The following is a 4123-nucleotide window of genomic DNA, read 5'->3' as shown; positions in this document are numbered from 1 at the left end:
GTTCCAGCCTTGCGGGACGGACGTAAAGGCAATCTCGGCAACGTCTGGCGAGTTCCGCTTCAGATCCATGCCTCAGCAGTCCGCTAAGCGGGACGGAGCGGACCTTGGCTATGTCACCGATGTACCATGATCAGCTCGTCCACTTCGTGGCCATCGTCAATCAGTGCCGCAGGAATTTTACCTACCATCTCGAAGCCATGCCGCTCGTAGAAGCGAATGGCCCTATTGTTGGTGTGGTTGACGTTCAGTTCGAGTTGGCGCACGCCAACTTCCTTTGCAAAGCTCATAACTGCTTGGAGAAGGTCATTTGCCAAGCCGGACCCGCGCTCGCTTTCGCGCAGGTAGACCATGATGATTGTTGCGCGGTGAGACCGTCTTTCCCCGCGCTGGAGCATCAGGCCCATGATTCCGACAGGTTCGTGCCCCTTCAGCATCGCGAAGACAGGGATTTTCATTCGATCAAGCCACGCTTCGTCCGACAGGGACGACCAGTCGGCGAAGGTATTGGCAAATGCTGAAGGAGCCATCTTCAGGGACTCCAACCGGATCGCTTTAAAGATCTGTAGATCTTCAGCTTCCAGTTTCACTACTCGCACGTTGTCCATGGCTTCACTCTGTCTCGCGAGAGACAACTTCAAGGATGGCAGCCAAGGTTGCAAGGCCTCCAACTTCCGCTCTGGGCTCCAAGCAGACGGTCGCAGGGGCTATGATCGCGACCACGGCCACCAGCTGCGCGGACGATCAGCCAGCTTCTCAGCCATTGCTCGCCAACTGTCTCTGTCGGTTTCGGCCGCGGCCAGAGCATTGCGCTCATGAGCGAGGAGCGCTTCAGCCACATCTGCACGGGCGGTTTCTGCGGCCAGCTTTTCGCGAAGCTCAGTGACAGTTTCTTGGGTGTGCGGGGTGTGCAGATCAAGGGGTGCGCGCACAGTGTGCGCCCTCCAGGCTTCGAGGGCGTCTGCCGTGATCCGCCATTGATTGCGATTGTCTCTTATCGCCTGCAAATCATGGGATTTTATGGCCCTCATGATAGTCCACCGTGAAACGTCTGCTACCTGTGCAGCCTGTGCAGGGGACATGGGCGGCGGGGTGTGCAAAGAGGTGTGCAGAGCTTCACTCATAGTGGCAGGTTCATCTGGCTGGCGTTCTCGAAAGTGAATCTCAGTCGAGCAATCTTACGGCCTCGACGGATTGGTTCAACTTCTGCCGTAATATTAGTTCGCGCGGCCAGTTCTGACAGCGCGGGGTCTAGTACCCAACGACGAGTCTGCGCAAAATTGGCTCGGTAGCTCTTTGGGGTTTCCATGATGATGTGGAAGCGGTCCATGTCCACTTCCCAGACCCCGGTTTCCCGGAAGCGCTCGAGGTTCTCGAACAGCCGCCAGGAATAGGTCGAACGGAGTGCTGCAGCTTTCGAGAGCTGGTAACTTGTGAAGTGCCTTTTGAGCTGCACAAGGAACTGCGCAATCTCGGGCGCAAAAGCGATCGAAATTTCTCCCTCACCCTCCTTGTAGCGGATTGAGGATATCCATCGCATTTTGACTACTTCGATTTTCTGGGCGTTGGGACCGTAGTGCTCAATGTGCCGGATGTAGCGGTTGAATAGATTTTCCTGAGCTTCACGAAGCTGGACGTAGGCAGTGTGTGGTTCGAGGCCGAACTGCTTTGCGAAATCTACCGCTAAAATCTTGATGGGTTTTCCGGGTAGCGCCGCCGCCTTCGGGGACAGCTTTGCGACCGCCATTGAGACCAGCCGCTTTTCGCTGAGGTTCAAGCCATGGGAGGCGCTTACCAGCGTGTTGTGCATCGTAACGTTGCCGCCTGTCGGCAGGTTCATCAGGTCGTTTTTTCGTGGTCGCGCCATACTGTGAGAACCTCCGATCAACTATGAGGCTGTGAATAAACCTTATGATTGGTCGGGGGTTCTCACAATAGCCGATCTGCCTGTGGAAAACGGTCGATATTCCTCACAGTTGACTCGATATTCCTCACAGTTCACGGCATATTCCTCACAATTCAGGCTGTTTTCACAAACGAAATCAGTAACTTGCCAACACCAAAAACAAGAAAAAACAAGAAAAAAGGAAAACGGTGCTGGATGAGGGGTCAAAATCGGCCCCCGAAAGCGCCTGTGGCAGGCCATAAATTTGCTGAGAAATGGCAAGATAGACGAAGGCGCGCCCTGCAAGACGCCCTCAGAGCGCCACAGAGGCTCGTACAGGGCCAAGATGAGCTCTGAGGCGACGGAGGGGCGACAAAAGGCTGTAAGAGGCCCCTGCGGCGCTCTGAGGGCGTCTCAGCCTGCCAGTCCGAGAAACAGTGCCAGAAAACGGCTGACGCTGATCATGACCACGTCATCGAGCGACCCAAAGGCAGGACCGATTTTGTCGACCTTCACGGTCATGGGCTTGTCCAGCATGATCTGCGAGGTCGCCCGCAATCCGTTCGCGGCGTCGGGGGCGCGCTGCGGCGACCTCATCCGGCGCTGGTTGGAGGCGGTTCAAAACACAGCGCGAAGGCCAAAATGCAATTTTGGTAGACATCGGCCATATCCTGCAACTGCAACACCCCTCTCAAAGCCTCTCACCAATCTCGGACGCCTGCCTGCTGCCGGAGAGTTCTAGGGGGCTGTGATGATGGCAGGAAATAGGGGCTGATTGTTCAGTCCCCCTCACGCCGCCTCCCACCCCATGTTTTCACGGCTTTGGGGCGGGTTTTGGGTGAAGAACCGGGATCTGCCCTGACGGGCAGGCAAACCCCCTCCTCCCCTGCCTTGGGACGGGCGATGTCGTCGGGGGTTTGCGGGGGCGGTAGCCTGCCCCGGACCGCTCTCCCCCAAAAGGGCTGTAGGACCGGGGCAGGCGGGCGGGAACAGGGCGATCAGCTGGAATTGGACGCCGCTTCCTGAATCAGCACGGGGGCCATGATGGCGGAAGTCCTGCGGGCTGTCAGCAGGCAGCATTGTCATTTGAAATGACAACCCACTAGGCAATCCACTTCGTGCCGCTCCGCTGATTGCCCTGGGCCGGAGGCGCTGCAAGAGTGTAAAACTTACGTTTCCATTTCCTGCCAAACTGACAGCGTAGCTGGTCCTTCACACACAGCGCCGGGGCCAAAATGCAATTTTGGTTAACATTGGCCATATCCTGCAACTGCAACACCCCTTCAAGCCACGAGGTCATGGCAGGCCGATCAGCCAGCTTAGGTTCCGTTAGGACCATGCCCGCTTTGGGGCTACAGCAGAGATGTGTTGCGGCGTTCCGAGTGGCCTTTTTGACAACCCCGGCGCGAGTGCCAACACCGGGGTTGTCGGGGTCATAAAACCGATTACGGGCAGGGCAGAGGCCGGAGGTTGAGCCGGGCCTAACTTCAGAGCAGCCGACGGTAGAGAAATCCGCTTCCGTCAGCCTCCTCATCCCGAACGGCGTCCGGGTGCGCCCCATAGCGGACAAACCCTTGGCGCTCATAAAACGCGATGGCTCTGTGATTTCTCTGGGCTACAGAAAGTTCGAGTTGCTCGACCCCTGCTCCTTTTGCCTCTTCGACAACTCCCGCCATGAGTGCCTGGGCAGCGCCCGAGCCATGAAAATTTTCCATGACGAAGAAGGGGCCGATTTCGCCACGATGACGAATTCGGATGGGCTGAAACTGGCGATATCCGCAAAAACCTGCGAGCAGCTCGCCTTCAAAAATTCCCCTCGTCCCGCCTGCGTCCAAAATTGTCTGGCATCTTTCCATCGTCAGATCATCGACTTCGGCGGGCGTCATCAGGAAGCCGGTCGGAAAGTTCTTCACGCCAGTAACGAAGATCTCTCTCCATTCCTGTGCGTCGGCCGCCGTAAGGGAGCGATACGTGAACATTGCAAATCCTTCGATGACAGCCGGTTGGGCCATTGTTCCAGCCTTGCGGGAAGGACGTAAAGGCAATCTCGGCAACGTCTGGCGAGTTCCGCTTCAGATCCATGCCTCAGCAGTCCGCTAAGCGGGACGGAGCGGACCTTGGCTATGTCACCGATGTACCATGATCAGCTCGTCCACTTCGTGGCCATCGTCAATCAGTGCCGCAGGAATTTTACCTACCCTCTCGAAGCCATGCCGCTCGTAGAAGCGAATGGCCCTATTG

The 4123-nt window shown here is 57.0% G+C and carries 5 protein-coding genes; all 5 read right to left on the bottom strand.

Annotated elements, in window-relative coordinates:
- Positions 1 to 113 precede the first annotated feature (113 nt).
- Positions 114 to 587 carry a GNAT family N-acetyltransferase gene (locus tag AC2SGK_RS18070; RefSeq protein WP_282029972.1) on the bottom strand — a complete coding sequence of 158 codons (474 nt, stop codon included), beginning with the start codon at positions 585 to 587 and terminating at the stop codon, positions 114 to 116.
- 117 nt (positions 588 to 704) lie between these two features.
- Positions 705 to 1028 carry a hypothetical protein gene (locus tag AC2SGK_RS18065; RefSeq protein ID WP_425596365.1) on the bottom strand — a complete coding sequence of 108 codons (324 nt, stop codon included), beginning with the start codon at positions 1026 to 1028 and terminating at the stop codon, positions 705 to 707.
- Positions 1029 to 1117: 89 nt separating this feature from the next.
- A complete protein-coding gene (locus AC2SGK_RS18060) occupies positions 1118 to 1837 on the bottom strand; it encodes a replication initiation protein (RefSeq protein ID WP_207472270.1) in 720 nt (239 codons plus the stop codon).
- Between the two features lie 459 nt (positions 1838 to 2296).
- Complete coding sequence (locus tag AC2SGK_RS18055; RefSeq protein ID WP_488324769.1) at positions 2297 to 2479, bottom strand: hypothetical protein; 183 nt, start codon at positions 2477 to 2479, stop codon at positions 2297 to 2299.
- Positions 2480 to 3369: 890 nt separating this feature from the next.
- Entirely contained in the window at positions 3370 to 3861 is a 492-nt protein-coding gene (locus tag AC2SGK_RS18050) for a GNAT family N-acetyltransferase (protein ID WP_207472265.1), read from the bottom strand.
- Positions 3862 to 4123: the final 262 nt, after the last annotated feature.

Source organism: Paracoccus sp. NIOT.M2S5SZ12 (assembly GCF_057748165.1).
Note: the sequence above shows the minus strand (reverse complement) of the source record. Positions and strands in the feature narration are given on the sequence as shown.